The following is a 25,924-nucleotide window of genomic DNA, read 5'->3' on the forward strand; positions in this document are numbered from 1 at the left end:
TCCATGAAAATCCTCGTTGCCATTGCCTTCATCCTGATCCTGGGCAGCCTGGGCTCGGCCCTGTTCTTCCTCATGCGCGACAAGGGCAAGAGCAACCGCACCGTGCAGGCGCTGGCCCTGCGCGTGGGCTTGTCGATCACCCTGTTTTTGCTGATCCTGCTGGCGCACAAGCTCGGCTACATTCAGCCCACTGGAATTCATTAACACCCGACATTGCCTGATTGGCAAATTCTTCATACTAAGAAAAAAGCCGTACCCGGGATGTCCCGGTACGGCTTTTTTTATGGTGCCGGCGCGCCTAACAACCACGCGCGCTCTGCCCCGCCATTATAACCAATACACGACCACGTACAGGCCCAGCCAGACGACGTCGACAAAGTGCCAGTACCAGGCGGCGCCTTCGAAGCCGAAGTGGTGCTCGGGCGTGAAGTGGCCTTTCAATACGCGGTACAGGATGACGGACAGCATGATGGCGCCCAGGGTCACGTGGAAGCCGTGGAAACCCGTCAGCATGAAGAAGGTGGCGCCGTAGATGCCCGACGTCAATTTCAAATTCAGTTCGCTGTAAGCGTGGATGTATTCATACACCTGGAAGCCCATGAAGATGGCGCCCAGCACGATGGTGGCGAACAGGAACAGGGCCGTCATGGCGCGGTGGCCGGCGCGCAGCGCGTGGTGCGAAATGGTCAAGGTGACACCCGACGTCAGCAGCAAGGCCGTGTTGATGGTTGGAATCCAGAACGGCGTCATGGTGGTGAATTCCTGCACCGTGCCGGCCGGGCCCGTATTGCCCCAGTGGGCGGCGAAATCGGGCCAGATCACCTTGTGGTCGAGGTCAGCCAGCCACGGCATGGAAATGCTGCGCGCATAGAACAGGGCGCCGAAGAAGGCGGCGAAGAACATGACTTCCGAAAAGATGAACCAGCTCATGCTCCAGCGGAAGGAGTGATCGATGCGCTCGCTGTACAGGCCCTGCTCCGATTCGCTGATGGCGTCGCCGAACCAGAAATACAGCACCAGCAGGATGCCGGCGATGCCCAGGTAGTTGACGTACGGGCCCCAGGAGACGTCGTTGACCCAGGCCGAGGCGCCGATCATGGTCAGCAGCAGGCTGGCGCCGCCCAGCATGGGCCAGCGCGACGGGCCGGGCACGAAATAATAGGGTACGGCGGCGTGGTTGGAACTCATCATCATCTCCTCAAAAACTTATAGGGTGGTTTTTTATAATTTATAAAACGACGAATTTAACAATTGAAATCAGGATGCCGATCAGGCAAGCCACCACCAGGAAGCCGGCGATGACGATGTGCACGGGATTGAGCTTGGCCGAATCCGTGTCGAAATCGCTCTTGCGGCGCAGCCCCGTGAATGACCACACGACGGCCCGCAGCGAATACAGGAACGACGCTTTTTCCGGTTTGGCGGATTCGCCCATGGCACTCTCCTATTGGACGGCCGGCGTCTGAGCCTGGCTCAGACCGGCAATCTCGAAAAACGTGTACGACAGGGTGATGGTCTTGACCTCTTTCGGCAGAGCCGGATCGAGGAAGAACACCACCGGCATCTGCCGCGCTTCCTTCGGTTTCAAGGTCTGCTGCTTGAAGCAGAAGCACTCGACCTTCTTGAAATGCGGCGTGGCGCTCTGCGGCGCATAACTGGGGATGGCTTGCGCATTGACGACGCGGTTTTGCGTGTTGACCACTTCATACATGACGGTCACCAGTTCGCCCGGATGCACTTGCATGCTCGACACGGTCGGGCGGAAGCGCCATGGCCCCTGCGCATTGCCATCGAACTCGACGGTGATGCTGCGCGTCGTGTCGACCTGCGTATTGTTGTCGTAGGCCACCGTGCCATCTTTTTGCGTCAGCACGTTGATGCCCATCACTTCGCAAATCTGCTTGTAGACGGGAATCAGGGCATAGCCAAAGCCAAACATCAGCACGGCAATGACGAGCAGCTTGCCCAGCATCTTGCGGTTCAGGCCGCGTGTTTCCTGTTGGTGGGGCGTCGTCACGACAGCCACAGCCGCTTGGCGAAGACGGACAGGAAGAAGAAGGCCGCCAGGGCCCCCAGTATCAGTCCCGTACGCAGGTTGTTCGGTTTCTTGCGCTCAGTTTTCACTTCGGTCATGGCAGGCACTCTATTCAAAGGGGCCGGCAGCGGCGCCGGCCCGTGACACTGGCATTACTTGCGGATGACTACTTGACGGTAGGCGGCGTTTCAAACGTGTGGAAAGGCGCCGGGCTCGGCACGGTCCATTCCAGGCCTTCCGCGCCTTCCCATGGTTTCGCCGGCGCAGCCTTGCCGCCGCGGATGGTCGGCAAGACAACGAAGAACAGGAAGTACACCTGCATCAGGCCGAAACCGAAGCCGCCGATCGAGGCGATCATGTTGAAGTCGGTGAACTGCGCCGGATAGTCGGCGTAGCGGCGCGGCATGCCGGCCAGGCCCAGGAAGTGCATCGGGAAGAAGGTCACGTTGAACGTGATCAGCGACAGCCAGAAGTGGATCTTGCCGCGCGTCTCGTTGTACATGTGGCCCGTCCATTTCGGCGACCAGTAGTAGAAGCCGGCGAACAGGGCAAACAGCGAACCGGCCACCAGCACGTAGTGGAAATGCGCCACCACGTAATAGGTATCCTGCAGCTGGATGTCGATCGGCGTCACGGCCAGGATCAGGCCCGTGAAGCCGCCCATGGTAAACACGAAGATGAAGCCCACCGAGAACAGCATCGGCGTCTCGAACGTCATGGAACCCTTCCACATCGTGGCGATCCAGTTGAACACTTTCACGCCCGTCGGCACGGCGATCAGCATGGTCGCGTACATGAAGAACAGCTGGCTCGTCACCGGCATGCCGGTAGTAAACATGTGGTGCGCCCAGACGATGAAGGACAGGATAGCGATGGAAGCGGTGGCGTACACCATCGAGGCATAGCCGAACAGGGGTTTGCGGGCAAACGCGGGCAGGATCTGCGAGACGATGCCGAAAGCCGGCAGAATCATGATGTAAACCTCGGGATGGCCGAAGAACCAGAAGATGTGCTGGTACATGACGGGATCGCCGCCGCCTGCCGCGTTAAAGAAGGACGTGCCGAAATGGCGGTCCGTCAGGGTCATGGTAATGGCGCCAGCCAGCACCGGCATGACGGCGATCAACAGATACGCGGTAATCAGCCAGGTCCAGCAAAACATCGGCATTTTCATCAGGGTCATGCCAGGGGCGCGCATGTTCAGGATGGTGACGATGATGTTGATCGACCCCATGATGGACGAGGCGCCCATCAGATGCATGGCAAAAATGGCCATGTCCATGCCAGGGCCCATCTGCGTCGACAGCGGCGCATACAGGGTCCAGCCGGCGGCGGTGGCGCCGCCCGGCACGAGGAAGGACGTGGCCAGCAGCAGCGCGGCCGGTGGCAGCAGCCAGAACGAGAAGTTGTTCATGCGGGCAAACGCCATGTCGGACGCGCCCACTTGCAGCGGGATCATCCAGTTGGCATAGCCGACGAAGGCCGGCATGATGGCGCCAAACACCATCACCAGGCCGTGCATGGTGGTCAGTTGATTAAAAAATTCTGGGTGGAAAAATTGCAAGCCTGGATGAAACAGTTCCGTACGGATCATCAGGGCCAGCACGCCGCCCGACAGCAGCATGATGAACGAAAACCACAGGTACAGGGTACCGATATCCTTGTGGTTGGTGGCAAACAGCCAGCGGCGGTAGCCGGTCGGGTGGTCGTGGGCATGGTCGTGATCGTGACCGGCGTGGTCCAAGGTACTCGTGCTCGTGCTAGTACTCATCTGCGGCTCCTAATTACTTGCGTGCAGCCACGACTTCGGCTGGTTGAACGATGTTCTCTGCGGCCTTGTTCGACCAGGTATTGCGCGTGTAAGTGATCACTGCGGCAATTTCCGTGTCGGACAGCTGTTTCCATGCTGGCATTTCAGCGGGATACTTGCCGCTCTTTTGCCCGTTCAGCAAGACGTGGATCTGATCCGCTTTCGGACCGTTCACCACGGCCGAGCCATCCAGCGGTGCAAACGCACCGGGCACGCCCTTGCCTGTCGCCTGGTGGCAGACCACGCAGTTGGCCGCATACACTTTCTCGCCCTTGACCTTCAATTCGTCGATGGTCCACACCTTGCTTGGATCATCAGCCAATGCGGCCATTTCCTTTTGTTTTACATCAACCCATGCCTTGTAATCATCTGCCGAGACGACCTTGACGACGATGGGCATGAATGCGTGTTCCTTGCCGCACAGCTCGGCGCAATTGCCGCGGAAGGTGCCGATATGGTCAGCCTTGAACCAGGTGTCGCGCACGAAACCGGGAATCGCATCTTGCTTGACGCCAAAGGCAGGCACGGACCAGGCGTGGATGACGTCGTTGGCCGTCAGCACCACGCGGATCTTCTTGTTGACCGGCACGACGACTTCATTGTCGACTTCGATCAAGTAGTTTTCGCCCCGTTTTTCCGTCGGCGGCGCGCCCGGCGCACCCACTTGCGAGCGCGGCGTGGCCAGGTTGGAAAGGAAGGAAATGCCTTCGCCCTCGCCTTTCAGGTAGTCATAGCCCCATTTCCACTGCATGCCGGTGGCCTTGATGGTGATGTCGGCGTTCGACGTGTCCTTCATGCCGACGACGGTGCGCGTGGCAGGCAGGGCCATGCCGATGACGATCAGGAAAGGCACGACGGTCCAAGCGATCTCGACGGTGGTGCTTTCGTGGAAAGTGGCCGGTTTGTGGCCCAGGGACTTGCGGTGCTTGAAGATGGAATAAAACATGACGCCGAACACGGCCACGAAGATCACCAGGCAGATGATCATCATCAGGGTGTGCAAATCGTAGATTTCATGGGCGATCTGTGTCGCCGGCGGTTGCAGATTCATTTCGAACGGCACGGGACCGCCGGTGCCGGGATAGGTGCTGGCAGCCGGTGCCGCCGTGGCCCATCGCCCGATGCCAAACGCTGTCAAAGACAGCCCGAGCAGCAACGATTGAAGTCGCTTTGCATGTGTCATGTTTTCCCCAACCACCCAAAAATAATGATATTTTAAACGGCTGCGGACTTCTCCGTACTGGACCGCTGCCGCTCCTCCATGAAAGCAACACGGCCGGAATGCGGCCATGTGCGTCAAGCACCAGCGAATTCCATGCTGGCTGCGGCAGCAAAAACGGCGGCGCGCAACCATGCTGGAACCCTGTTTTTCTTCCCCACACTGAAATGGCCTCGTGTGGAAGATGGTTACTATACTAATGCAGTAACTTCGAATTAGTCTTGCTTTGTTTTTTTTATTTTGTATGCAGCCCTTGTTTTTTCTACTTAACAAGCTGACAAACAATCAACGATTATAATCAAGTAAACTTGAATCCATCAAGCAATAATCGGCTTTGTGCGCGCCCTTCTCCCGGCCGCCGCGCGCTTTGCAACGGTTGCTGCAACATCCATGCGCGGATGGCGACCAAGTGTCGGTTTCTTTATGCTTTTATTTAGGCTTGCGCGGTAAATCAAAGCGGATGATGGCTTCGCCATTGCGCGTCACGCGCGGTGCGGGACGGAAGGCGTGGCCATAGATCACCTCGAAACTCAGGCCCAGCTTGCCATCGGGACGGCGCCTCTTTTCCAGCGCGTCCAGCATGCGCTGCCAGGCCGCCTTGCCCATCAGGCCGCGCCGGCGCGTGGTCAGCGGGTTGCCGCCGAAGGCGCGCACGTCCGCCAGCAGTTTTTCCGCCGTGTCGTAGGTGACGGTGATGATTTCCATGTCCAGCACGGGCGTGGAAAAGCCCGTCTCGACGAGCATGTCGCCAAAGTCGTGCATATCGACGAAGGGCAAGGCGTGCGGATACAGATCCGCTTCGGCGAAGGCGTCGCGCACTTCGCGGAAGGTGTCGGGGCCGAAACAGGAAAACATCAGCAAGCCGTCGAGGCGCAGCGCGCGCCGCCATTCGGCAAACACGCGGTCGGGCTGGGCATGCCAGTGCAGCGCCAGATTGGACCACACGAGGTCGATGCTGCCCTGCGCCAGCGGCAGATCGCCCAGGTCGCCGCACAATAAATCCACGCCCGCCTTGGCCGGCAAGAGTTTGCTGAGGAACTGGTTCAGGCTGGCCAGTTTCGACGCGGGCGCGCGCGCCGCCTGCATCATCGCTTGCGCTGCATCGAGACCGATAATCTGCGCTGCGGGATAATCCTTTTGCAACTGCGCCAAATCCGCGCCGGGGCCGCAGCCCGCGTCGAGCACACGGTGCGGCGTGATTTTCACCAGCTCCAGGCGCTCGTGCATGCGTGCCGACACTTCGCGGCGCAGGAAGTCCGACGGCGCGACGCGCGCCGGACGGGAAAAGAAATCGCGTACTTGCACCGCATCGATGGGCGCACTCATTTTGGGCGGACTGGTGGGAACTGGCATGTTGAATCGGGTGAGGTGAGATAATGTCGGCAGTGTACATGGAACGACGCCATCGCGATGCGGACCGCCACCCGGCACCGCCTTGACGCCGCCTGGCAGGCGCTGCGCCTGTGGCTGGGCGCCACGGTGCTGCCGGCGCAATGCGCGCTGTGCGGCATGGGCTGCCCGGAAGTGCTGTGTTCGCCCTGCCGCGCCCAATATCTGACGCAAGGGCGCCCCCGTTGCCGCCAGTGCGCCAATCCGCTCGACGATGCGGCGCTGCTGTGCGGACGCTGTTTGCGCCAGCGGCCCGCGTATGACGCCACCGTCGCGGCGTTTGATTATGCGGCGCCCGTCGACCAGTTGCTGCTGCAGCTGAAATTCGGCGCGCGCTTGGCGCTGGCGCCCCTGTTGGCAGAACTGTTGTATGTTGCCATTCAGCAACAGCAAGCGTGGGAAGCGCCGCAGCTGCTGTGTCCCGTGCCGCTGGGCCCGGCCCGGCTGGCCGAACGGGGTTTTAACCAGGCGCTGGAAGTTGCCCGTCCGCTGGCGCGCCTGCTGGACGTGGCTTTACAGCCGCGCCTGGCGCTGCGCGTGCGCGAAACCCGGGCGCAAAGCGGCGTGGCGCCGCAGGAACGGCAAGCCAACCTGGCGCACGCGTTTGCCATCGCGCCCGAGCATGGGGCCTTGTTGCAAGGATGCCATGTGGGCATCGTCGACGACGTGATGAGCAGCGGCCATACCGTCCACGCGCTGGCCACCGCCTGCAAGAGCGCAGGGGCGGCCAGGGTCAGCATCCTGGTCGTGGCGCGCACGCCGCCGCACTAGAACCGCATCAGATTCGCTATATATATGAGGAGAGCATTTTGTTTCACGTTGTTTTGGTAGAACCTGAAATCCCGCCCAATACGGGCAACGTCATCCGCCTGTGCGCGAACACGGGCGCTCAGCTGCACCTGGTTGAACCGCTGGGCTTTCCGCTCGACGATTCCAAGATGAAGCGCGCCGGCCTCGATTACCACGATTACGCCAACATGAAGGTGCACAAGAACTGGGCAGCGTTCCTGGCCGACACCCAGCCCGATCCGGCCCGCATGTTCGCCATGACGACGCGCGGCTCGCGCCCGTTCGGCGACGTGGCCTTCCTGCCCGGCGACGTGTTCGTGTTCGGTTCGGAAACAAAAGGCCTGGACCCGGCCCTGCGCGACGGTTTTCCGGCCGAACAGCGCATCCGCCTGCCGATGCGCCCGGACAACCGCAGCTTGAATCTGTCGAATACGGTGGCCGTCGTCGTGTATGAAGCGTGGCGCCAGCACGGATACGCCGGTGGCGCGTAGCTGACACCTCACCCAGTCTGCTGCGCGGCGCGCTTTGCGGCCGGCGATGCTCGCGCTACTAAAGTAGCGCTGCGCTTCTCGGCCACAAATCATCGCCGCTCGCTACGACTGGATGAGATGTTGAGACTCCTGCAATCTTCCTTTACCGCTGCGCCAATTGCTGCGCTACGTCGCTATTGTCGTCCAGCATCACCAGCTGCGTGCGCAAGTCGCGCGTGGCGGCCAGCTTGCCGTTCACGTACAGATTCGTCTTGACGCCGTACATGCCTTGCGACACGCCGGCCGGCAAGGTCAGCTCGAACGAGTTTTCAAAGCGCCCGCCCGACTTGTTGCTGCTGGCCAAGGCTTTCGAACCGGACTTGAACGGCTGGCCTTGCGGATCGAGCACCACCAGCTCTTCGCGCACGTCGTTGACGCTTTGCGCGCTGCCGTTGACCAGCTCCACCACGGAATTGACCTTGAACGGCTGGCCGCGCTTGACGGTCGACGCGCTCAGTTGCGGCGTGTACGACACCACTTGCGGCTCGCGCGGCAGCGCGCCGCGCGTGCGGATGTAATCGCGGTCCGCCTGCGCCGCCGTCTTGGTCTGGCGCGAATTGACATTGATGGCCAGGCAACCGGCCGCCGCCAGGCCGCCGCCGATGGCGGCTCCTTTCAGCGCGCCATTCTTGCCGCCCGCCAGCGCACCCAGCAATGCCCCCACGGCCGCGCCGGCAGCGGCCGTCGCGCCCACGCTGCACGGGTCCTCATCCGTGGCCGCCTGGGCGCCACCTTGCGGATAGGAGCTGTCCTGCCGCACGCCGTTCGGGCTCATCGGCGCCGTGGCGCAGCCGGCCAGCATGGCCGCGATGGTCAGCGCGGCGGCCGTCCGCAAGGTGGTGTGATTCAGCATGGTGACTCTCCAGATGACTAATTGATCGTTGTTTCCGTCTGCAACACTTGCCGTTCGCGCTCGCGGATGCGGCGCGACAGATTGTCGATGCGCGCATTGCCCGGATCGACGCGGCGCGCGCTTTCCAGATACGTCTTGGCCGCATCGAACTTACCTTCCAGCAAAGAACGCTCGGCATCGCGCAAGAACGCTTGCGCCATCTCGCTGCGCATGGCCGCGCCGCTGTCGACGGGCGCCGTTTCCTGCGGGCGGCGTTCGGCCACCGCTGATCGTTCGACCGCGCGTGCGGGCGCCGGTTCCGTGGGCACGACGCGGGCCGGTGCCGTTTCCACCGGTGCCGGGACCGGTGCGACGACGGACGCGGGCGCCGACAGCGCCTGCACATCGGCCCTCAACTGCGGCAATTCCGCCGCTTCGCGGTCGATGGCTTCCAGCCTGGCGATGCCATTGCCTGCCGCCGTCGCATCCTTGCCGTCCAGCGCCTGGCGCACGCCCACCAGCACGGACGCGGCAGCCGCTTGCTGGCGCGCCAGCTGCTTGCGCAGGGAATCCACGCTGGCAGCGCCCGCGCAATCGGCGTCGAGCGCGGCGATGCCCCTGGCCGCGCTTTGCAATTGATGACCATCAATATGGCGTTCGATGGCGCGCACGCCCCGCTGGCAACTGCCCGATGCGGCGCCGGCCTTGCCGATCGCCGCCTGCAAATCGTCCGCCTTGGCGCTGGACTTGCCCGTGCACACATTCTTGGCCGTCGCCAGCTTTTGCCGGGCGCCGTCCAGGCTGCCATTTGCCACCAGCTTCAAGCCGCTGTCGATGGCGTCGTTGCAAGCCGATTCATTCTTGCCGCCCGGCTTGCCATTCATGTAGACGATGACGGCCGCCAGCACGGCGGCGGCGCCCAGCCAGCGCAGCCACTTGCGCGGCGGTGGCGGCGGTACCGGTGTTGCCGGGGCAGGCGCCGGTGGAAGCACAGGCGCGGGCACGGGCTTCGGCGCCGCTTGCGGCGGCACCGGCTTGGGTGGCGGTACTGGCGCCGGCTTCGGCGGCGCTTTCGGCGCAGGCGCAGGCGTCACCGGCACGGGCGGCGGCTTGGGCGCAGGTGGCGGCGCTACCGGCGCAGGCGCAGGGACGGGCAGCGGCGGCGGCACGGCCGCGGCTGGCTTGGCAGCGTCCGCCATGGCGTGACCGCAGTACGGGCAATGGCTGACAACGGTCCACAGGCCCGTCTTGCATTTGTTGCAGATATCCAAAACTAATCCTTCATTCCAACGTCATTCCAGCGTTCACAAGGGCGGCGGCATCAACGGTGGCGGCGCGCCGAGGAACAAGGGCGCCAGTTCGGGGAACTGGGCCAGGTCGGCCCAGGCCGGCAAACCGGCGCGCCACACCTTGGTGGTGGCTGGCACGACCTGTCCCGCCTGCACGTACTGCACGATCTGCTGGGCCGTGAATGGTCCCTGCTGCTGGCCGTTGATGCCCAGGAAGTACTGGTATTCCACCAGCGGCGGCGGCATGCCGCCCAGTGGTGGCGGCGCCATGCCGAACGCGGCCGCCGCCGGCGCAGCCGCCGCGCCGGCCGGACGCAGCAATTGCTCCAGGCGCCCCGCTTCCAGCATTTCCGGCTTGATTGCATACTTCAGGCGCGGCTGGCCGTCCGCTTCCGGTTCGCGCACTTCCCAGTCGTAGGCATCGCCGTCGGAGTCGCCGATGACGTTCGCCCACTCCTTCAGGCGGCCCAGCAAGGCTTGCACCGTGCGGTCGAGCTCATCGCTGGCCATGCCCTTGCGGCGCGCCGACTCGCGCAGGCGCGTGCCCACTTCGGCGGAAATGGCGCTGCCAAAGCCGATGTAGGGCAGCTGCGAGCCATCGGCCTGCGCCACCAGCTTGGGCGCATACACGCCCCGCTCGTAGTATTTTGCCAGCGCCGCCATGGCCGCCGTCTGCACGGCATCAAGCGCCGTCAATTTTTCTTCGATGCGCAGGGCGATATTTTTCTCGTACGAAGCGGGCATGCCGTTCTGGCGGATGGCCCGTTCGTTGCCGATGCGGCGCAAGTCGCCCGGTTCGACGGCAAACTGGTACTGGCCCGGCGGCACGACCCGGCCCGTGTGGCGCGTCAGCACGCCCAGCATGATCGCTTGCAGGAATTCGCCGAAGTCTTCCGCCAGGCGCTTCATCTCGTCCGTGTTCGGCGCGATCGGGTGCGTGAATTGCGTTGGATCAATATGCGTGTGGGTCGGCGCCTTGTCGTTGTCGCCTTCCTTACGGTAGCTGGTGCGCCAGCCTTCCAGGCCGCGCAGCACCGTCATCGGCACGCCGGCCAGTTCGCAATAGCAGACGGCGCGCCCGCGGATGCCCGTTTCGACGATTTCCAGCTGGCTCACCGTGATGCCCACCTGGGTCGGCACGCACGATTCGAGCTCGGCGCCGAACTTTGCCTTGAAGGCGGCCGCGTTGGCCACGCCGATCACGCACTTGAACTGGTCCGACACGACCGTGAAGTCGCCCGCCATGTTGGCGTCGATCCACGGCATGGAGCAGGCCAGCAGCTTGCGGAAGCGGTCCAGGCGTTCGGACACATCCATCTGTTCCAGCGCTTCGAACAACGGGTCGGGCGTGCTCGTCGCCCCTTCCGCCAGGCCGGCAGTAGCGATCATGTTTTCCGCCATGCGCGTGACCTTGGCCAGGATCAAGGCCCGTTGCGCCGGTTCGCCCAACATGGGGAACAGCGCTTTCGAGCCGCCCATGTCCTTGAACGCTTCATCGGCCCACTGGCGCAAGGTGGCCGCCGACGGCAGCGCGATGTCTTTTTCCGTGACGGGAATGACGATCAGGGTCGCGTGTTCCTTGTCCAGGTCCTTTTGCAGGATGGTATTGGCCGTTTTCAACTCCGTCAGCATGGCCAGCACGCCTTCGCGGCCCGATTGCAGCTCGCCCACCAGGCCATTCCACTGGGCGCGGCCCTGCGCATCGACGCCGACCCGGTTGCCCAGCCAGCGCGACAGCTCGCCCAGCAGGAGGACGGACTCGTCCGCCGCCTTGGCGCGCAGATGGAATTTCAGCGCATTCGCCATTTCCGTGCGCAAATGGTCCATCACCACGCCCGCCTGCTTTTCGCCATTGCTGAGGAAGCCGAAGGTGCTGCGCGTCTGTTCCAGGTTGTTCAACAGGCGCTCGTATTCGCGCGAGCGCACGGCTTCCTTGATTTCGCGGTAGCGCTCGGCATTGTTGCCGATTTGCGCCGTCAAGCCGCTGCCCGGCGCCTCGATGCGGTCCTTGATCTGTTCCACCAGCGACAGCACGTATTCCAGGCCGCCGAATTCTTTATTATCAAGATAGCCATACAGCTGGTCGCGCACGACTTTCTTGACGTCTTCCAGCACTTCGCGGCGGCGCTTGCTGATGCGGTCTTCCGTTGTGTCGGCCGTGGAATCCTGGTCGCGCACGGCGTCGCGTTCCAAATGCTTCATGGCGTCGCGCACCTGCGCCGGCCATTCGCTGCGGTCGAAACCCGTGCGGATATCGTTGATGCGCGTATTGACGCGGTTTTCCACGCCGGCCAGCAAGTGGCCGTGGCGGTCTTCCAGCAATTCGTCAACGACACGGAAATCGATGAAGTCGCCGCTGGAGCGCTTCAGTTCGATGCTCTTGTCGGAAAACTCGGGGAAATCGCTGAACGGCGTGCCCTTCAGGAACATATTAGCGGCGAGGAAATTATCGCGTTGCGTATCCGTGGCCCGGTTGGCGCCCGCATCCGTGCCGCCCACGCCAAAGAACGCTTGCAGCATGGCGCCGGCCCAGCGGTGGGCCCGCTCGTCGCGCGCCGCTTCCTGGCGCGTATCGAGCACGGCCATGCCGAACGAGGAAAAACGCTTCGAGAAATACAGGCGCATGTCGCCGAAGCGGTCTTGCGGCACGGGCGCGTTGTACAGCGAATTCTTGTGCTGCGCCTGGTTGACGGCGATCGAGCGCTTAGCGCGCGCGAAGTCGGCCGAGGCGAAATCCTCGAACAGCGAATCGGCCACCATGTGATAGACGTCGCTGACATCCTTGGTGTGCTGCTGGGCAAGATTGCCCGAATCGATCAGGTAGACCTCGCTGTACGGTTCGCGCGTCAGTTCCGGGCGGTCATACGCATCCCAGCGGCCCACATAGCCCTTGTTGCCCATCATCGCCGATTCCAGCTCCATCAGCGCCGCGTAGCCGTTGGCTTCGACCCGGTCCTTGTTGGCCTTGGTGTAGCCGGTCGGCAAGAACAGCATCAGCTCCACGTCGGCCGCGCCCACTTCGCTGCGCGCCAGCCAGCGCGCCAGCAAGCCCATGTCCAGGAAGGAGCCGGAACCCGTGCCACCCGCAACGGAACCGACGATGACGATGCGGAAACGGTTCGTTTCCATGCGCAGACCCAGTTCGGCCAGCTGGCGCTCGTGCGACAGGCCCGCCTTCAGGGCTTTCAGTTTCAAGCGGATCTTGTCGCGGATCTTCGCGTACTTGTCGAAGAAATACAGGCGCGACACGGCGCGGATCTGCCCGGCGCCGCTGCTCATATCGAAACGCAATTCGCGGATGCGCTGCGGCGTCAGCGGCAGCCATTCCTTGATGTGCGGATATTTCTCCAGAGAATCTTCATCACGACTGTACTTGTCCATGTCGAACGATTCGACCACCTTGTCGTCATCCGTGAACTTCACCTGGTCGAACTGCAAGTCCTTCGCCTGCGACTCGCCGCTTTCGATCACGGCGCCATTGTCGAGGTCGAAATGGATGAATTGCGCGATGGGAAAGTCCGCCAAGCCCTCGATACGCGTGCGGTTGCCCGCGCCGCCCCACAGGGTATTGAGGATGCGCCGACGCACGCGCATCAGCACCTGCATGCCCGTGCCGCCGATGCCGATGAACAGGGTCGGGCGCAATTCGATGATCTTGTCCTGCTTGCGCTCGCTGGCGCCGCCGGTAATGGTTTGGTTCAGGTTCTCTGCCATGGTGATTCCTTCGATGATGCGTGCAACGGCGTGTTCTTAGCGGCGGCTGGAAGTAAAGGTCAACAACAGTGCAACGAGGCCCACCAGCACCAGCGGGCCCATGAACAGTGGCGCAAGGAATTTATGCGCATTCACGGCGGCCAGCACGACACCCGTCGCCAGGCTGGCCAGGAAGATGAACAGCCACCAGCCCGAGGCGTTGGCCTTGTTCGGCGGCACGCGCTTGGCCACCAGGCCATTCGCATAGGCATTCTTGGCAAAGAAAAAGGCGATGAACAGCAACAACAGCACCACGCCGCCGACCAGGGTGTCGCGCGACGAGGTATCGGTCGTGCCGGCAACGTCAAACGCGGGCGCAGCTTCGGTCGTTGCGGTGGCGGCGCTGGCCGCGGCGGCAGCGTCCGCGGCGGGCGGCGCCGACGCCGGGGCCGCTACCGGGGCCGGCAAGGTGAAACCTGCATTGTCTTTCGGAGTGTCTTGCGCCATGGTATGCCTCTATTGAATGGAAGGAATTTTTAAGGAATCTGTGTTCAGGCCAGGGTCAAGGTATGGCCTTCGGCCACGCGCACGACGGCCGGCTTGCCCAGGCCACGCTTGAGTTCGCCAATGTCGCTGCCGTCAGCGTCGCGGATCTGCACGCTTTTAAATGGTTTTAATAACACTTGCCGCTGCACGCCGTCGGCCATCACCTTGTAGCGCGTGGCGCGCGTGCTGACCAGGCCCAGCGCCAGCACGCCCAGCACGAGCGCCAGCACGCCGCCCAGTATCACCAGCACGGGCAGCAGTGGATACTGGATGCGCACCAGCAGCGGTATCGTCGCCTGCGACGCGCGCACGCTGTCGGGCGGCGTAAACATGCCGGAAATCGGGTCGCCAGGGAACAATTCCTGCAAATCCTTGCCGAAGCTGGACGCCAGCGCCAGCCGCTGTTCCGACAGGCCCACCTGCGCCTGCATCGGCAGCAGCACCTGCTTGCCCATGGCGGCGATCGCCTGCGCCGACCACGGCGACGGGATCTGCGCCATCGGCAGCGCGAACTGCACTTGCACGGACTGGCTGGCGCCCGGCTGCAGCTGGCGAATTTGATCCGGCGCAACGTGCAAGGGCGCGTTCTGCCCGGCCAGGCTGGCGTGCACTTTGGCGCTGTCGATCACGTACGGGAAAAACATGTTTTGCAAGGAGGCCTGCAGCACCACTTGCGGCACCAGGTTCGCCGCATCGACGTCGAGCACGATGGTGCGCCCGTCGCGGCCCAGGCTGGCATGCACGTTGGCGCTGTTCTTGACGGACTGGGGCACGATGCGCACGGCATCCTGGTCCACCGGTTTCAATCGCGCGGGCGGACGCGTCAGCACTTGCGACAGCCGCCCTTCGGCCAGGATGCGGTTCAAGGCCTCCGATGCCGGCTGGCCATACGCGAGCGCATACACCATCAAGCCCTTGGCGCTGTACAGCTTGCCCTGCACGGGCATGCGCAGCGGAAACACCACCGTCTTGGTGATCGACGGTTCCAGGTGCAGCAGGCGGTAAAAATCGCGGTTGCGCTCGGCCGTCTGGCTGTCGTTGTTCGGGCTGTTCTTGTTATTGGTAAAGATCCACACGATGCCGGACGCGGACTGGAACGGGCCCGTGATGGTCTTCGTCACGGCTTCCTGGAAATCCGTGTCGGCCAGCGCGCCGCCGGCGCCCTTGCGCGCCAGACCCAGGCTGGCCAGCTGGCCCGCCACGCCGGCGCCGCCCTGCCCTTGCCCCAGCAGCGACGGCGACACGTGCGCGCCGCTGCTCTGGCTGAAAGCCAGGGTATACACTTTATCGGACGGGTTTGTAGCGGCCTGCGCCACGGCGCCCACCAGGGCTTTCAGCTGCGAGTGTTCATCCGTGTAAAACGGCTCCATCCAGCCCGAATTCTGCACGAGGAACGCTTGCTGGATGCCGGCGGCCTGCACGCTGGCGCTGGCGAAGGCGAGGAAGGCGGCGCCGGCCGCGATCAGGACGCGCGCTTTCATGCCTGCAAGGCCCAGCCATCGATACGCGACAGCAGCGGGTGGTAAGCCCACAGCGTACCTTCATGCACAAACAGGCGCACGCGCCACGGTTCGCTGACGGCAAAGGTATGGAACACGTTTTCGCGCAATTCGTCGTCCTGCACCAGCTGGGCCGCCAGGCGATCGTTCGAGCGCAGCACGCTCGACAGGCCGGCGCTGGTGGCAAACTTCACGCCGAAGACGCTGTTGCCAACACTCGATTCCAGCAGCGGCATGACGGCCTGGTTCTTGCCGCCGTCGTCGCCGTGTTCCGGCTCTTCCCACGGCGCCGTTTTCAGCTTGGTGGCGAAGCGGTAATTGAAGCTGCCCGAGCACAGGCGCGGCGCCAGCGCGTCGGCCCGTTCGGACTGCGCGCCCAGTTTCACGTAGACATAGGTGCCGCGGCTGCGCTCGAAGCACAGCTGCCACAGGCCGCCGTCGCGCGACACGTAGGGGCTGCCGAATTCGAAATGCGGCACCAGCCCTTCGGGCCAGGGGGTGAACGAGGCGGCCACGTTGCCGTCCGGCTGCAATTGCAGGCGCAGCTGGCCGTTGGCGCAGGGCCACACGGCCATGCGGTTGTAGGCGACGGGCGCGCTGACGGCGCCCAGGTCAAACAGGCCGTCGAGCAGCACGTCGCTGCCCGGCTTTTGTTGCGCATCAAGGTTGACGAAGCGGAGGCGGCCATCGTCGTCGCGCAGCGGCGCCCACAGACGGTTCTGGAACCAGACGGGCGCGGCTGCGCACGGCGCGCCGCCCACGTGCTCGACCACATAGGTCAGCGACGGCACGTCGGGACGGATGCAGGCCAGGCCATGGCTGGTCGGCAAGACCAGCACGCTATTGAACTCCGGCACCAGCTCGGCGCGCCAGGCGCCGTGGGCCAGGTCCGATTCGGCCAGCAAGCTGCCATAGTCGGGGTCCAGCGCCAGCCAGCGTTTCGAGGCGGGCAGCCAGGCGTGCAAGACGGCCTTGCGCGGGTCGAGCGCCAGCAGCGCGGGCGCGCTGGTGCCGAACTGGGCGGAAAAGAATTCGTATTCGCCGGGCGGCGGCATCGGCAGCGAGACATCGGCCTGCGCATGCTCTTCGCGCGCGCGCTGATCCGCCAGTTTCAGGGGCGCGCTGGCCTGGCGCAAGCCGGACGGGCCCGGTGGCGGCACGTCGCTGACGGGAGATGCGCCGTAGGGCGGCACCCAGGGCGGCGTGGCGGAGGTAGCAGGCGGCACTTGCAAGGCCGCGCCCGAGGCGGGGTCGAACGCAAATTCAGGCGGAAACTGGCGCACGGGCGCACCGGCGGCTGCGGGCAGGCGCCGCGCATGCATCAGCTTGCCGATATCGGCATGGCTCACCAAGGGCGAGACGTTCTGACCGTCCGCGCTGCGCTGCATGGTCCACGCGCCCTCGTCATCCACGTGCCAGGCGCCGGAAGGCAGTGGCCAATCCCCAGAAGTTTTATGATCCATTTATTTTCTATGACTAGCAATGCATTCAGACGGTATAACGTGCTGGGGCTGACGAAACGAAGTCGCAGCCTTGGCAGTTCTCATAGTAACGTCTTTTTATCTGTATGGAAACATTGACGAGCTTCCTCAGCCTTGCTGCGTCCGCACTTTCGTCAACAGCTTGGTGGTCGAGCGGTCATGCTCGAAATCGATGGCCACGGCCTGGCCGCCATACGCCAGCACGGCGCGGCCTTCGGGAATGGCCGCCATGTCATAGTCGCCGCCCTTGGCATAGATTTCCGGCGCGATATCCTGCACCACTTCCAGGGCGCTGTCTTCCGAGAACGGCACGACCAGGCTCACCGCTTCCAGCGCGGCCAGCACGGCCATGCGGTCTTCGCAGCTGTTCAGGGGACGGTCATCGCCCTTGCCCAGGCGTTTCACCGAGGCATCGGTATTCACGGCAACGATCAGCGAGGCGCCCAGCGCGCGCGCCTGCGCCAGGTAGGTCACGTGGCCGCGGTGCAAAATGTCGAACACGCCGTTCGTCACCACCACCGGTTTCGGCAGGGCCGCGGCGCGGGCGCGCAATTCGTCGCGGCCGCACAGTTTGTTTTCAAAGTCAGGCATGGATATCTCTGGTTGGGTTAAATGGGGTCACGCCATGGTCGCACTCAGGCGTGGCTATCGCATTGGATGCCGCCGGCATCCCGGCGCCAGGCATCGATCAGGGCCACGACGGCCGGTTCCAGGGTCTCTTCGGCGATGCGATCTTGCCGGTAGTAAATCATCAGCGCATACACGCCGGCCAGGCGGCTGACGGGCGGCGACAGCGCATATTCGTTGCCGCGCGCCGGTTGCCTGGCACGCCAGTAATTGATCGCCGCTTCCAGCGCCTGCATCCGCAGTTCCATCGCCATCTCCCTTCGACGCCCGGTCCCGCATTATAGGGGGCGATCCGCTACAATACGCCATCGGCGCCACAGTTTCACGTTTGCGCCACCTTTCATTCATTGCAAGTAAGTACTTCCTGTGTTTCAATCAACCTATGACACTGACTGAACTGAAATATATCGTTGCAGTCGCGCGAGCGAAGCACTTCGGCCACGCCGCCGAAGCCTGCTTCGTTGCCCAACCCACCCTGTCAGTGGCCATCAAGAAACTCGAAGACGAATTGGGCGTGGTCCTGTTCGAACGGGGCGGCGCGGAAATCTCCGTCACGCCCCTGGGCGCGCAAATCATTGCGCAAGCCGAGCGCGTGCTGGAACAGACGGCCGCCATCAAGGAACTCGCCAAGCAAAACAAGGACCCGCTGGCCGGCCCCCTGCGCCTGGGCGTGATCTACACGATCGGCCCCTACCTGCTGCCGCCCCTGGTCAAGGCCATGATAGACCAGGTACCGCAGATGCCCTTGATCTTGCAGGAAAACTTCACGGTTCGCCTGCTCGAATTGCTGCGCCAGGGCGAACTGGACGTGGCCATCATGGCCCTGCCCCTGCCCGAACACGGCATGGCCATGCAGGAACTGTATGACGAACCGTTCGTCGTCGCCATGCCGCGCCAGCATCCATGGACGGCGCGCGAGAAAATCGCCGCGCAAGACTTGAAATCGGAAACCATGCTGCTGCTGGGCAATGGCCACTGTTTCCGCGACCAGGTGCTGGAAGTGTGCCCCGAAATGGCGCGTTTTTCCTCGCCCGGCAATGGCATGCAGCGCACGTTTGAGGGTTCCTCGCTGGAAACCATCCGCCACATGGTGGCCAGCGGCATCGGCCTGACGGTCTTGCCGCGCGCCTCCGTCGCCAATATGCACGCCACCGACGGCATGCTCGAATACCGGCCCTTCGCCGCCCCCGTGCCATCGCGCCGCGTGGTCATGCTGTGGCGCAAGAGTTTCACGCGCAAGGCCGCCATCGACGCCCTGTGCGCGGCCATCGCCAGCTGCAACTTGCCCGGCATTACGCCGCTGTGCGAGGACGAAGACTAGCGCCCCAGGCGCAAAATAGTACATTTACATACTATTTGCGATAATCGACCTTTCTCTTCAACAAGATCGAGTCTTCCATGAACAAGCTGGCGCTGTATTTCCGCCTGATACGGCTGGACAAGCCTATCGGTACCGTATTGCTGCTGTGGCCTACCCTGTGCGCGCTGTGGCTGGCGCAGCAGGGCGTGCCGGACTGGCGGCTGCTGCTCATCTTTACCCTCGGCACTTTCCTGATGCGCTCGGCAGGCTGCGCCATCAATGACTACGCCGACCAGGATATCGACAAATTCGTCAAGCGCACGGCCGAGCGTCCCATCACCAGCGGACGCATCAGCGGCAAGGAAGCGCTGGCCGTGGCCGGCGTGCTGACCGTGCTGGCCTTTTGCCTGATCCTGCCCCTCAACGCGCTGACCAAGCAGCTGTCCGTGGCCGCCGTCATCATCGCCGGCACCTATCCCTATTTCAAGCGATTCTTTGCGATTCCGCAAGCGTATCTCGGCATCGCCTTCGGCTTCGGCATTCCCATGGGCTTTGCCGCCATCACGGATGCCGTGCCCGCCGTCGCCTGGCTGCTGCTGCTGGGCAATGTCTTCTGGGCCGTGGCCTACGATACGGAATACGCGATGGTCGACCGCGACGACGATTTAAAAATCGGCATCAAGACCTCGGCCATCACCTTTGGCCGCTACGACGTGGCCATCGTCATGGCCTGCTATGCCGTTTTCCTGCTGCTGTGGCTGGCATGCGGCTGGTATCTGGGCTTGCGTTACTGGTTCGTCGCGGGCTTGCTGGTGGCGGCCGGCTGCGCCGTTTATCACTACACCTTGATCCGCGCACGCGAGCGTATGCCGTGTTTTGCGGCATTCCGGCATAATAACTGGCTAGGAGCGGCGGTATTTGCGGGCGTGGTACTGGACTTTGCTTTCCGTTAAGCAATGACCCTTGCGCCGCGGTAGCCCTTGAGGCGGCGCAAGACAAGCCTGGCCGCAGCTGCCTACACTGGTATTTCACTGTGCAGTTTCACTTCCATGAGGTAATACATGAGCTCGATACATACCGGAAAATCCAGCAGCGACAGCATCCTCGCCGACGCCGACAAGGCCCGCGACAAACTGGTCGGCGACTTGAAGACCGTCATCGATGAAGCGGAAGGCTGGCTCGATGGCGCCAAGGATCAGACGGGCGAGAATGTCAAAGCCGTCAAGGACAAGTTCATCGCCACCCTGGAAACGGCCAAGAAGGACTTGATCAAGCTGGAAGAAGACTTGCTCGAACGCACCAAGAAGGCGGCCAAGGCCACCGACGAGTACGTGCAGGACAATCCCTGGAAAGCCGTGGGCGCGGGCGCCGTCGTCGGCGTGCTGTTCGGTCTGCTGCTTTCCTCGTCGCGCCGCTAGATTGTAACGACGCGGTACCGACGGCGCAGGCCGTCACCTGACGCGAAAGGCAGCATATGGCTATCGTGCACCATGTCGCCCAAGTCGCAGCGACCCTCGCCGCCATCGTCCAGACCCGTCTGGCCCTGGCGGCCGTGGAAATGGAAGAAGAGTCGCTGCGCTTCCTGTCCTATCTGGCGCTGGCCATGCTGGCACTGTTGTGCCTGTTTGTCGGCCTCGTCTTGATCGTGTTCCTCGTCATCGTGCTGTTCTGGGATACGCACCGCATCGCCGCCATCGCCATCACGGCCGCCGTCTTCATCGTCGCCGCCATCGCCACCCTGCTGGGCGTGCGCGCCAGTTTCCGCAGCAAGCCGAAACTGCTTTCTTTTACACTTTCCGAACTGAACAAAGACCTGGACGAGCTGCAATTGCTGGCGCGCCGGGGATCGGAGCGGCCATGACCACGCACCCCACCAAATTGTCCAGCGTCCACACGGCCGCCAGCCTGGCGCAGCGGCGCGACGCGCTGCTGGCCGAATGCGCGCTGCAGCGCCTGGCCCTGGGCGTGCAGACGCGCCAGTTGCTGGAACCGCTGACGGGCGGCAATCTGCGCCACACCCTGGCCACGCGCTTTAAAATTCCCCTGATGGTGGGCGGCGCCGTGCTGGGCCTGGCGCTGGTACGTCCGCGCCGCATCCTGCCGCTGCTGCGGGCCAGCGGCGCGCTGCTCAAGCACGCCACCACGGCCATGCCCGTCCTGCTGGCGCTGGCGCAGCGTTTCAGCAAGAAAGAAACGCCGTCATAAAATATTTTGACCTGGCTGCATCCAAATGGCAGACCCATGCGTAGTAATGGTATCAACCAGCCGGTTGAGCCAACTACCAGGAGTTCGCCATGCTTGCCTTCACCGCCCCACGCCACGCCGTTCCCGCCCTCGCTGTACTGGGCGCCGCCCTGCTGCTGAGCGCTTGCGCCCCCATGAGCACGCGCTATTCGCAAGAACAATTACCGAACGCCGTCAAGGTACCCGATGGCCACCAGGTGGCCATGCAGACCGTGGGCGTAGGCAAGATCGCCTACGAATGCAAGGCCAAGAAAGACATGACGGGCCATGAATGGGTTTTCGTGGGACCGGACGCGGCCTTGAACGACCGCAGCGGCATGCAGGTCGGCACATATGTCGGTCCACCGGCCACCTGGGCCAACCTGGACGGCTCGAAAGTGACGGCGACGCAAGTGGCCGTGGCGCCGGCCGGCGCGGGCAATATCCCGTACCAGCTGGTGAAGGCCAATCCGGCCACGGGCAGCGGCGCCATGCAGGGCGTCAGCTACATCCAGCGCGTGGCCACCAGCGGCGGCGTGGCGCCAAGCAGCCCCTGCGGCATGGAAAGCATCGGCGCCAAACAATGGGTGCCCTATCAGGCCGACTACATTTTTTGGAAAGCCGCATAACAGCGTCAAATTGACGGTTGGCAAGCGGGTTTCTGGCCTATACTCGGCCTTGAAAACTTGCTAACCGTTTATTCCTGACGATTGCGCCGACCTTGCCAACGCTAGCCACTCCGTTCGATTACGATGCCGCCCTGCGCGCCTGCGCCAGGGGCGAGCAGCAGGCATTGCACGGCCTGTACCAGCAGGAAAGCCGCTACCTGCTGGGCGTGGCCCTGCGCATCGTGCGCCAGCGGGCCCTGGCCGAAGACGTGCTGCACGACGCCTTCCTGAATATCTGGCGCCGCGCCGGCAGTTTCGACGCCACGCGCGGCAGCGGCAAGGGCTGGATCTATGTGGTGGTGCGGCACCAGGCGCTGGACGTGGCGCGCGCCCGCGCCCATGAAGTACCGGCCGACGAGGATACCGTGGAAAACCTGCTGCACGAACGCCACAGCCACGATGCGGGCGAGGCCTATGCCGACCAGGCGAACCTGGGCAAGCTGCACGATTGCCTCGGCCACCTGGACGAATCGAAGCGCAACAGCATCCTGTACGCCTATGTCGATGGCTGTTCCCACAGTGAAATCGCGCAGCGCCTGCAGGCGCCGCTGGGCACCGTCAAGGCCTGGGTCAAGCGGGGCCTGGCCGCCTTACGGGAGTGCATGGGATGATCACCGGCGACGAGGAATTGCACAGGCTGGCCAGCGAATACGTGCTGGGCACCCTGGAGTTGGCCGAACGGGCGGAAGTGGAACGGCGCTTGCCGCGCGACGAAGCCTTGCGCGACGCCATTGCTGCCTGGGAACGGCGCTTACTGCCCTTGACGACCCTGGCGCCGCCCGAAACGCCCTCGGCGCAACTGTGGCCGCGCATCAGCGCCAGCCTGTTCACGCCTTCGGCCGTGCGGCAGGCGGGCGGCTGGCAAGCGTGGTGGAACAGCTTGGCGTTCTGGAGAGTGCTGGCGGGCGGCGGCTTGGCGGCCACGGCCGCGCTGGCCGTGCTGGTCAGCGTGCAACTGCAGGCACCCAGCGGACCTGGCTACCTGGTGGTGCTGGTGGCGCCGCAAGACAAATCGCCGGGCTGGATCGTGCAGGCGGGCGGACGCGGCGGCAAGAACCGCGACCTGAGCCTGATCCCGCTGGGACCGACGGCCGTGCCGCAGCAAAAGGCCCTGCAATTCTGGACCAAGGGCAAGGACTGGGGCGCACCCGTCTCGCTGGGCCTGGTCAAGCCGGGACAAAGCCTCAAGTTGACATTGGACAAGCTGCCGCCGCTGCAGCCGGAGCAACTGTTTGAAATCACGCTGGAACCGGCAACGGGCTCGCCCACGGGCCGGCCAACGGGGCCGGTTTTATACATCGGCCGCGCCGTCAAGGTGATCTAATTACTTCGACAGCTCATCACCCATCTCGCGCCCCCGCTGCGCAGCCGCCTTGATGCCCTTGACGATGGCCGCCTTCACGCCGCTCTCTTCCATGCTGGTGAGCGCCGCATACGTCGTGCCGCCCTTCGACGTGACCCGCTCGCGCAGCAAGGACACGGGTTCGCTGGAGTTCGCCGCCAGCTGCGCCGCGCCCGTAAACGTGGCGATGGCCAGCTGCGTGCCCTGCTCCGGCGTCAAGCCCAGCTCGGCGGCCGCCTGCTGCATCGCTTCGATAAAGTAAAACACATAGGCGGGACCGCTGCCGGACACGGCCGTCACAGGGTCGATCTTCGCTTCGTCATCGAGCCAGACGGTCTGGCCGACGGCGCGCAGGATGGCGTCTGCCGTCTTCTTTTGCTCATCGCTGACGCCGCTGCTGGCCACCATGCCCGTGATGCCCATGCCGATCAGGGCCGGCGTGTTCGGCATGCAGCGCACGATGGCGCGGTAATCGCCGAGCCAGCGCGACAGGTCGGCCGCGCGGATACCGGCCGCGATCGACAGGATCAATGGCGCACTGTCGCCGTCGAGGAAGGGCAGCAACTGCGCCGCCACGTCGCGCATGCTTTGCGGTTTCACGGCCAGCACGATCACGTCCACGCCCCGCAGCGCGTCGCCGGCGGCGGAAGCCGTCGTCACGCCGAATTGCGCCTGCAATTTTTCCAGCGCGGGCGCATGCGGGTCGATCACGTGGATGTTGCCGCCCAGGGTCAATTTACCCGCCAGGCCGGCGATCAGGGCCGCCGCCATGTTGCCGCCGCCCACAAAGGCGATATTCAATTCTGTCGTCATGGCTATGCTTTCTATCAATCAGTTAAGAGTAAGTGCGGGAACCAAAGATGGCGCTGCCCACGCGCACGATGGTGGCGCCTTCCAGCACGGCGGCGCGCAAGTCGGCCGACATGCCCATCGACAAGGTATCGAGCGCCAGGCCGTCCGCCTTCAATTGGTCGTACAGCACGCGCAATTGCGCAAAGGCGGCGCGCTGCAGGTCGACATCCGTTTCCAGCTCGGGAATGGCCATCAGGCCGCGCAGGCGCAAACGGGGCAATTGCGCCACGGCATGCGCCAGCGCCGGCAAGTCAGCCGGCGTCACGCCGCTCTTGCTGGCTTCGCCGCTGATATTGACTTGCAGGCAGATATTCAGGTCCGGCAAGCCGGCCGGGCGCTGCTCGGACAGGCGGGCGGCGATCTTTTCCCGTTCCACCGTATGCACCCAGTCAAAATGTTCGGCGATGGGGCGCGTCTTGTTGCTCTGGATGGGACCGATGAAATGCCAGACGGGTGCGCCTTGCGGCAGCGCAAGCTTGACGGCACTAATCTTGTCGAGCGCTTCCTGCAGGTAATTTTCGCCAAACGCCGTCTGGCCCGCGCGCATGGCTGCCAGCACGGCGTCCGCGCCGAAGGTTTTCGACACGGCCAGCAGGGTCACGTCACCAGGGGCGCGCTGCGCCTCCAAGGCAGCCTGCGCAATACTGTCGCGCACGGCTTGCAAGTTCTGTTCGATTGTGGACATAATCATTTTCTAGTGTATAGGGGCGGCGGCACAGTGCGCCAGCCCATCAATGCAGGCACAGGGATTATAAATGGACATCTCCGAACTACTCGCTTTCTCCGTCAGCAACAAGGCTTCCGACCTGCACCTGTCTTCCGGCCTGCCGCCGATGATACGGGTCAATGGCGACGTGCGCCGCCTGAACGTGGCGCCGCTCGAGCACAAGGAAGTGCACAGCATGATCTACGACATCATGAACGACAGCCAGCGCAAGGCGTATGAAGAAGCGCTGGAATGCGATTTCTCGTTCGAGATTCCCGGCCTGGCGCGCTTCCGCGTCAATGCCTACAACCAGGAACGGGGTGCCTCGGCCGTGCTGCGCACGATTCCGTCGAAGGTGCTGACACTGGAAGAGCTCAACGCCCCCCGCATCTTCGGCGAGCTGGCCATGCGCCCGCGGGGACTCGTGCTGGTGACGGGCCCGACGGGTTCCGGCAAGTCGACCACCCTGGCGGCCATGGTGAACCACGTCAACGAGCGCCTGAACCACCATATCCTGACCATCGAAGACCCGATCGAATTTGTGCATGAACCGAAGAAATGCCTGATCAACCAGCGCGAAGTCGGTTCCCACACGCATTCGTTCAGCAATGCGCTGCGCTCGGCCCTGCGCGAAGACCCGGACGTGATTTTGGTGGGCGAATTGCGCGACCTGGAAACCATCCGCCTGGCGCTGACGGCGGCCGAGACGGGCCACCTGGTGTTCGGCACCCTGCACACCTCGTCGGCGGCGAAATCGATCGACCGCATCATCGACGTCTTCCCTGCCGAGGAAAAGGAAATGGTGCGCGCCATGCTGTCCGAATCCTTGCAAGCCGTCATTTCGCAAAACTTGCTGAAAACCAAGGATGGCGCGGGCCGCGTGGCCGCGCATGAAATCATGCTGGCCACGCCGGCCGTGCGCAACCTGATCCGCGAAGCGAAAGTGGCGCAAATGTATTCGGCCATCCAGACGGGCAGCAACGTGGGCATGCAAACCCTGGACCAGTGCCTCACCGACCTGGTGCGGCGCGGCACGATCTCGGCGGAAACGGCCCGCTCGGCCGCCAAGTCCCCTGAAAACTTCCCCGGATAAG

Annotated in this window: 29 protein-coding genes; 12 read left to right on the forward strand and 17 right to left on the reverse strand. The window is 63.4% G+C overall.

Going from position 1 to position 25,924, the window contains the following annotated elements:
• The first annotated feature begins 3 nt into the window (after positions 1-3).
• Positions 4-204 carry a twin transmembrane helix small protein gene (locus OX460_RS25915; protein ID WP_034748996.1) on the forward strand — a complete coding sequence of 67 codons (201 nt, stop codon included), beginning with the start codon at positions 4-6 and terminating at the stop codon, positions 202-204.
• A 123-nt stretch (positions 205-327) separates the two neighbouring features.
• On the opposite strand, the gene OX460_RS25920 is transcribed toward OX460_RS25915, so the two are convergent.
• The 7 genes from OX460_RS25920 to OX460_RS25950 form a co-directional block, all read right to left on the reverse strand.
• A complete protein-coding gene (locus OX460_RS25920; protein WP_099665459.1) occupies positions 328-1,188 on the reverse strand; it encodes a cytochrome c oxidase subunit 3 in 861 nt (286 codons plus the stop codon).
• A gap of 40 nt (positions 1,189-1,228) precedes the next feature.
• A complete protein-coding gene (locus tag OX460_RS25925) occupies positions 1,229-1,435 on the reverse strand; it encodes a DUF2970 domain-containing protein (protein WP_077399736.1) in 207 nt (68 codons plus the stop codon).
• Positions 1,436-1,444: 9 nt separating this feature from the next.
• The gene (locus OX460_RS25930; RefSeq protein WP_099409817.1) at positions 1,445-2,017 is read right to left on the reverse strand and encodes a cytochrome c oxidase assembly protein; all 573 of its coding nucleotides are present in this window, start codon (positions 2,015-2,017) and stop codon (positions 1,445-1,447) included.
• The gene (locus OX460_RS25935) at positions 2,014-2,133 is read right to left on the reverse strand and encodes a cytochrome oxidase small assembly protein (protein WP_218965284.1); all 120 of its coding nucleotides are present in this window, start codon (positions 2,131-2,133) and stop codon (positions 2,014-2,016) included. The genes OX460_RS25930 and OX460_RS25935 overlap by 4 nt, the downstream gene beginning before the upstream one ends.
• 68 nt (positions 2,134-2,201) lie before the next feature.
• Positions 2,202-3,806: a cytochrome c oxidase subunit I gene (ctaD, locus tag OX460_RS25940; RefSeq protein ID WP_219330106.1), complete on the reverse strand. Its 1,605-nt coding sequence runs from the start codon at positions 3,804-3,806 to the stop codon at positions 2,202-2,204.
• A 13-nt stretch (positions 3,807-3,819) separates the two neighbouring features.
• Positions 3,820-5,028: a cytochrome c oxidase subunit II gene (gene coxB, locus OX460_RS25945; RefSeq protein ID WP_099665461.1), complete on the reverse strand. Its 1,209-nt coding sequence runs from the start codon at positions 5,026-5,028 to the stop codon at positions 3,820-3,822.
• Positions 5,029-5,493: 465 nt separating this feature from the next.
• On the reverse strand, positions 5,494-6,390 hold the full coding sequence (locus tag OX460_RS25950; RefSeq protein ID WP_077399726.1) for a methyltransferase domain-containing protein: 897 nt from the start codon (positions 6,388-6,390) through the stop codon (positions 5,494-5,496).
• A gap of 84 nt (positions 6,391-6,474) precedes the next feature.
• Here OX460_RS25950 and OX460_RS25955 point away from each other — a divergent pair, with 84 nt between their 5' ends.
• A complete protein-coding gene (locus tag OX460_RS25955; RefSeq protein WP_289900387.1) occupies positions 6,475-7,224 on the forward strand; it encodes a ComF family protein in 750 nt (249 codons plus the stop codon).
• A gap of 38 nt (positions 7,225-7,262) precedes the next feature.
• Positions 7,263-7,733 carry a tRNA (uridine(34)/cytosine(34)/5-carboxymethylaminomethyluridine(34)-2'-O)-methyltransferase TrmL gene (gene trmL / locus OX460_RS25960; protein ID WP_099665463.1) on the forward strand — a complete coding sequence of 157 codons (471 nt, stop codon included), beginning with the start codon at positions 7,263-7,265 and terminating at the stop codon, positions 7,731-7,733.
• 142 nt (positions 7,734-7,875) lie between these two features.
• On the opposite strand, the gene OX460_RS25965 is transcribed toward trmL, so the two are convergent.
• The 8 genes from OX460_RS25965 to OX460_RS26000 all read right to left on the reverse strand — a co-directional run bounded on the left by OX460_RS25965 (position 7,876) and on the right by OX460_RS26000 (position 17,987).
• Entirely contained in the window at positions 7,876-8,625 is a 750-nt protein-coding gene (locus OX460_RS25965) for a hypothetical protein (protein ID WP_289900388.1), read from the reverse strand.
• Positions 8,626-8,642: 17 nt separating this feature from the next.
• Entirely contained in the window at positions 8,643-9,875 is a 1,233-nt protein-coding gene (locus OX460_RS25970) for a hypothetical protein (protein ID WP_289900389.1), read from the reverse strand.
• A 33-nt stretch (positions 9,876-9,908) separates the two neighbouring features.
• On the reverse strand, positions 9,909-13,607 hold the full coding sequence (locus tag OX460_RS25975; protein WP_289900390.1) for a tubulin-like doman-containing protein: 3,699 nt from the start codon (positions 13,605-13,607) through the stop codon (positions 9,909-9,911).
• A 36-nt stretch (positions 13,608-13,643) separates the two neighbouring features.
• Positions 13,644-14,093: a hypothetical protein gene (locus tag OX460_RS25980; RefSeq protein ID WP_289900391.1), complete on the reverse strand. Its 450-nt coding sequence runs from the start codon at positions 14,091-14,093 to the stop codon at positions 13,644-13,646.
• Positions 14,094-14,137: 44 nt separating this feature from the next.
• Entirely contained in the window at positions 14,138-15,613 is a 1,476-nt protein-coding gene (locus tag OX460_RS25985; RefSeq protein WP_289900392.1) for a hypothetical protein, read from the reverse strand.
• On the reverse strand, positions 15,610-17,094 hold the full coding sequence (locus tag OX460_RS25990; protein WP_289900393.1) for a hypothetical protein: 1,485 nt from the start codon (positions 17,092-17,094) through the stop codon (positions 15,610-15,612). The genes OX460_RS25985 and OX460_RS25990 overlap by 4 nt, the downstream gene beginning before the upstream one ends.
• Positions 17,095-17,220: 126 nt before the next feature.
• Complete coding sequence (gene rfaE2 / locus OX460_RS25995) at positions 17,221-17,703, reverse strand: D-glycero-beta-D-manno-heptose 1-phosphate adenylyltransferase (protein ID WP_289900394.1); 483 nt, start codon at positions 17,701-17,703, stop codon at positions 17,221-17,223.
• A gap of 44 nt (positions 17,704-17,747) precedes the next feature.
• Positions 17,748-17,987, reverse strand: coding sequence for a DUF3717 domain-containing protein (locus OX460_RS26000; RefSeq protein ID WP_289900395.1), 240 nt, complete (start codon positions 17,985-17,987; stop codon positions 17,748-17,750).
• Between the two features lie 134 nt (positions 17,988-18,121).
• Between OX460_RS26000 and OX460_RS26005 the strand changes: the two genes are divergently transcribed.
• The 8 genes from OX460_RS26005 to OX460_RS26040 all read left to right on the forward strand — a co-directional run bounded on the left by OX460_RS26005 (position 18,122) and on the right by OX460_RS26040 (position 23,254).
• Positions 18,122-19,060, forward strand: coding sequence for a hydrogen peroxide-inducible genes activator (locus OX460_RS26005; protein ID WP_099665470.1), 939 nt, complete (start codon positions 18,122-18,124; stop codon positions 19,058-19,060).
• Positions 19,061-19,137: 77 nt separating this feature from the next.
• Positions 19,138-19,992, forward strand: coding sequence for a 4-hydroxybenzoate octaprenyltransferase (gene ubiA / locus OX460_RS26010; RefSeq protein WP_034784859.1), 855 nt, complete (start codon positions 19,138-19,140; stop codon positions 19,990-19,992).
• A 108-nt stretch (positions 19,993-20,100) separates the two neighbouring features.
• Positions 20,101-20,457, forward strand: coding sequence for a DUF883 family protein (locus tag OX460_RS26015; protein WP_099665471.1), 357 nt, complete (start codon positions 20,101-20,103; stop codon positions 20,455-20,457).
• 56 nt (positions 20,458-20,513) lie between these two features.
• Positions 20,514-20,900, forward strand: a complete 387-nt coding sequence (locus OX460_RS26020; protein ID WP_046683403.1) for a phage holin family protein — start codon at positions 20,514-20,516, stop codon at positions 20,898-20,900.
• Entirely contained in the window at positions 20,897-21,244 is a 348-nt protein-coding gene (locus OX460_RS26025; RefSeq protein ID WP_077399688.1) for a hypothetical protein, read from the forward strand. The genes OX460_RS26020 and OX460_RS26025 overlap by 4 nt, the downstream gene beginning before the upstream one ends.
• Positions 21,245-21,333: 89 nt before the next feature.
• On the forward strand, positions 21,334-21,891 hold the full coding sequence (locus tag OX460_RS26030) for a DUF3455 domain-containing protein (RefSeq protein ID WP_289900396.1): 558 nt from the start codon (positions 21,334-21,336) through the stop codon (positions 21,889-21,891).
• A 92-nt stretch (positions 21,892-21,983) separates the two neighbouring features.
• A complete protein-coding gene (locus tag OX460_RS26035; protein ID WP_289900397.1) occupies positions 21,984-22,541 on the forward strand; it encodes a sigma-70 family RNA polymerase sigma factor in 558 nt (185 codons plus the stop codon).
• On the forward strand, positions 22,538-23,254 hold the full coding sequence (locus tag OX460_RS26040; RefSeq protein WP_289900398.1) for an anti-sigma factor: 717 nt from the start codon (positions 22,538-22,540) through the stop codon (positions 23,252-23,254). The genes OX460_RS26035 and OX460_RS26040 overlap by 4 nt, the downstream gene beginning before the upstream one ends.
• On the opposite strand, the gene proC is transcribed toward OX460_RS26040, so the two are convergent.
• Both proC and OX460_RS26050 read right to left on the reverse strand, forming a co-directional pair.
• Complete coding sequence (gene proC, locus OX460_RS26045) at positions 23,255-24,085, reverse strand: pyrroline-5-carboxylate reductase (RefSeq protein WP_289900399.1); 831 nt, start codon at positions 24,083-24,085, stop codon at positions 23,255-23,257. It abuts the gene before it with no gap.
• A 22-nt stretch (positions 24,086-24,107) separates the two neighbouring features.
• Positions 24,108-24,809, reverse strand: a complete 702-nt coding sequence (locus OX460_RS26050; RefSeq protein ID WP_289900400.1) for a YggS family pyridoxal phosphate-dependent enzyme — start codon at positions 24,807-24,809, stop codon at positions 24,108-24,110.
• Positions 24,810-24,879: 70 nt separating this feature from the next.
• Between OX460_RS26050 and OX460_RS26055 the strand changes: the two genes are divergently transcribed.
• Positions 24,880-25,923, forward strand: a complete 1,044-nt coding sequence (locus OX460_RS26055) for a type IV pilus twitching motility protein PilT (protein WP_099665476.1) — start codon at positions 24,880-24,882, stop codon at positions 25,921-25,923.
• Position 25,924 lies beyond the last annotated feature (1 nt).

The organism is Janthinobacterium sp. SUN033 (genome assembly GCF_030397595.1).
Classification (GTDB): domain Bacteria; phylum Pseudomonadota; class Gammaproteobacteria; order Burkholderiales; family Burkholderiaceae_D; genus Janthinobacterium; species Janthinobacterium kumbetense.

Coding starts and splice junctions, on each gene's coding strand:
- proC (WP_289900399.1), bottom strand. CDS start 24,085: ATGACGACAGAATTGAATATCGCCTTTGTGGGCGGCGGCAACATGGCG.
- OX460_RS25965 (WP_289900388.1), bottom strand. CDS start 8,625: ATGCTGAATCACACCACCTTGCGGACGGCCGCCGCGCTGACCATCGCG.
- coxB (WP_099665461.1), bottom strand. CDS start 5,028: ATGACACATGCAAAGCGACTTCAATCGTTGCTGCTCGGGCTGTCTTTG.
- OX460_RS26025 (WP_077399688.1), top strand. CDS start 20,897: ATGACCACGCACCCCACCAAATTGTCCAGCGTCCACACGGCCGCCAGC.
- rfaE2 (WP_289900394.1), bottom strand. CDS start 17,703: ATGCCTGACTTTGAAAACAAACTGTGCGGCCGCGACGAATTGCGCGCC.
- OX460_RS25950 (WP_077399726.1), bottom strand. CDS start 6,390: ATGAGTGCGCCCATCGATGCGGTGCAAGTACGCGATTTCTTTTCCCGT.
- ctaD (WP_219330106.1), bottom strand. CDS start 3,806: ATGAGTACTAGCACGAGCACGAGTACCTTGGACCACGCCGGTCACGAT.
- OX460_RS26020 (WP_046683403.1), top strand. CDS start 20,514: ATGGCTATCGTGCACCATGTCGCCCAAGTCGCAGCGACCCTCGCCGCC.
- OX460_RS26000 (WP_289900395.1), bottom strand. CDS start 17,987: ATGGAACTGCGGATGCAGGCGCTGGAAGCGGCGATCAATTACTGGCGT.
- OX460_RS25955 (WP_289900387.1), top strand. CDS start 6,475: ATGCGGACCGCCACCCGGCACCGCCTTGACGCCGCCTGGCAGGCGCTG.
- OX460_RS26055 (WP_099665476.1), top strand. CDS start 24,880: ATGGACATCTCCGAACTACTCGCTTTCTCCGTCAGCAACAAGGCTTCC.
- OX460_RS25975 (WP_289900390.1), bottom strand. CDS start 13,607: ATGGCAGAGAACCTGAACCAAACCATTACCGGCGGCGCCAGCGAGCGC.
- OX460_RS25925 (WP_077399736.1), bottom strand. CDS start 1,435: ATGGGCGAATCCGCCAAACCGGAAAAAGCGTCGTTCCTGTATTCGCTG.
- OX460_RS25935 (WP_218965284.1), bottom strand. CDS start 2,133: ATGACCGAAGTGAAAACTGAGCGCAAGAAACCGAACAACCTGCGTACG.
- OX460_RS25985 (WP_289900392.1), bottom strand. CDS start 15,613: ATGAAAGCGCGCGTCCTGATCGCGGCCGGCGCCGCCTTCCTCGCCTTC.
- OX460_RS25920 (WP_099665459.1), bottom strand. CDS start 1,188: ATGAGTTCCAACCACGCCGCCGTACCCTATTATTTCGTGCCCGGCCCG.
- OX460_RS25980 (WP_289900391.1), bottom strand. CDS start 14,093: ATGGCGCAAGACACTCCGAAAGACAATGCAGGTTTCACCTTGCCGGCC.
- OX460_RS26030 (WP_289900396.1), top strand. CDS start 21,334: ATGCTTGCCTTCACCGCCCCACGCCACGCCGTTCCCGCCCTCGCTGTA.
- OX460_RS26015 (WP_099665471.1), top strand. CDS start 20,101: ATGAGCTCGATACATACCGGAAAATCCAGCAGCGACAGCATCCTCGCC.
- ubiA (WP_034784859.1), top strand. CDS start 19,138: ATGAACAAGCTGGCGCTGTATTTCCGCCTGATACGGCTGGACAAGCCT.
- OX460_RS26005 (WP_099665470.1), top strand. CDS start 18,122: ATGACACTGACTGAACTGAAATATATCGTTGCAGTCGCGCGAGCGAAG.
- OX460_RS26050 (WP_289900400.1), bottom strand. CDS start 24,809: ATGTCCACAATCGAACAGAACTTGCAAGCCGTGCGCGACAGTATTGCG.
- OX460_RS25915 (WP_034748996.1), top strand. CDS start 4: ATGAAAATCCTCGTTGCCATTGCCTTCATCCTGATCCTGGGCAGCCTG.
- OX460_RS25990 (WP_289900393.1), bottom strand. CDS start 17,094: ATGGATCATAAAACTTCTGGGGATTGGCCACTGCCTTCCGGCGCCTGG.
- OX460_RS26040 (WP_289900398.1), top strand. CDS start 22,538: ATGATCACCGGCGACGAGGAATTGCACAGGCTGGCCAGCGAATACGTG.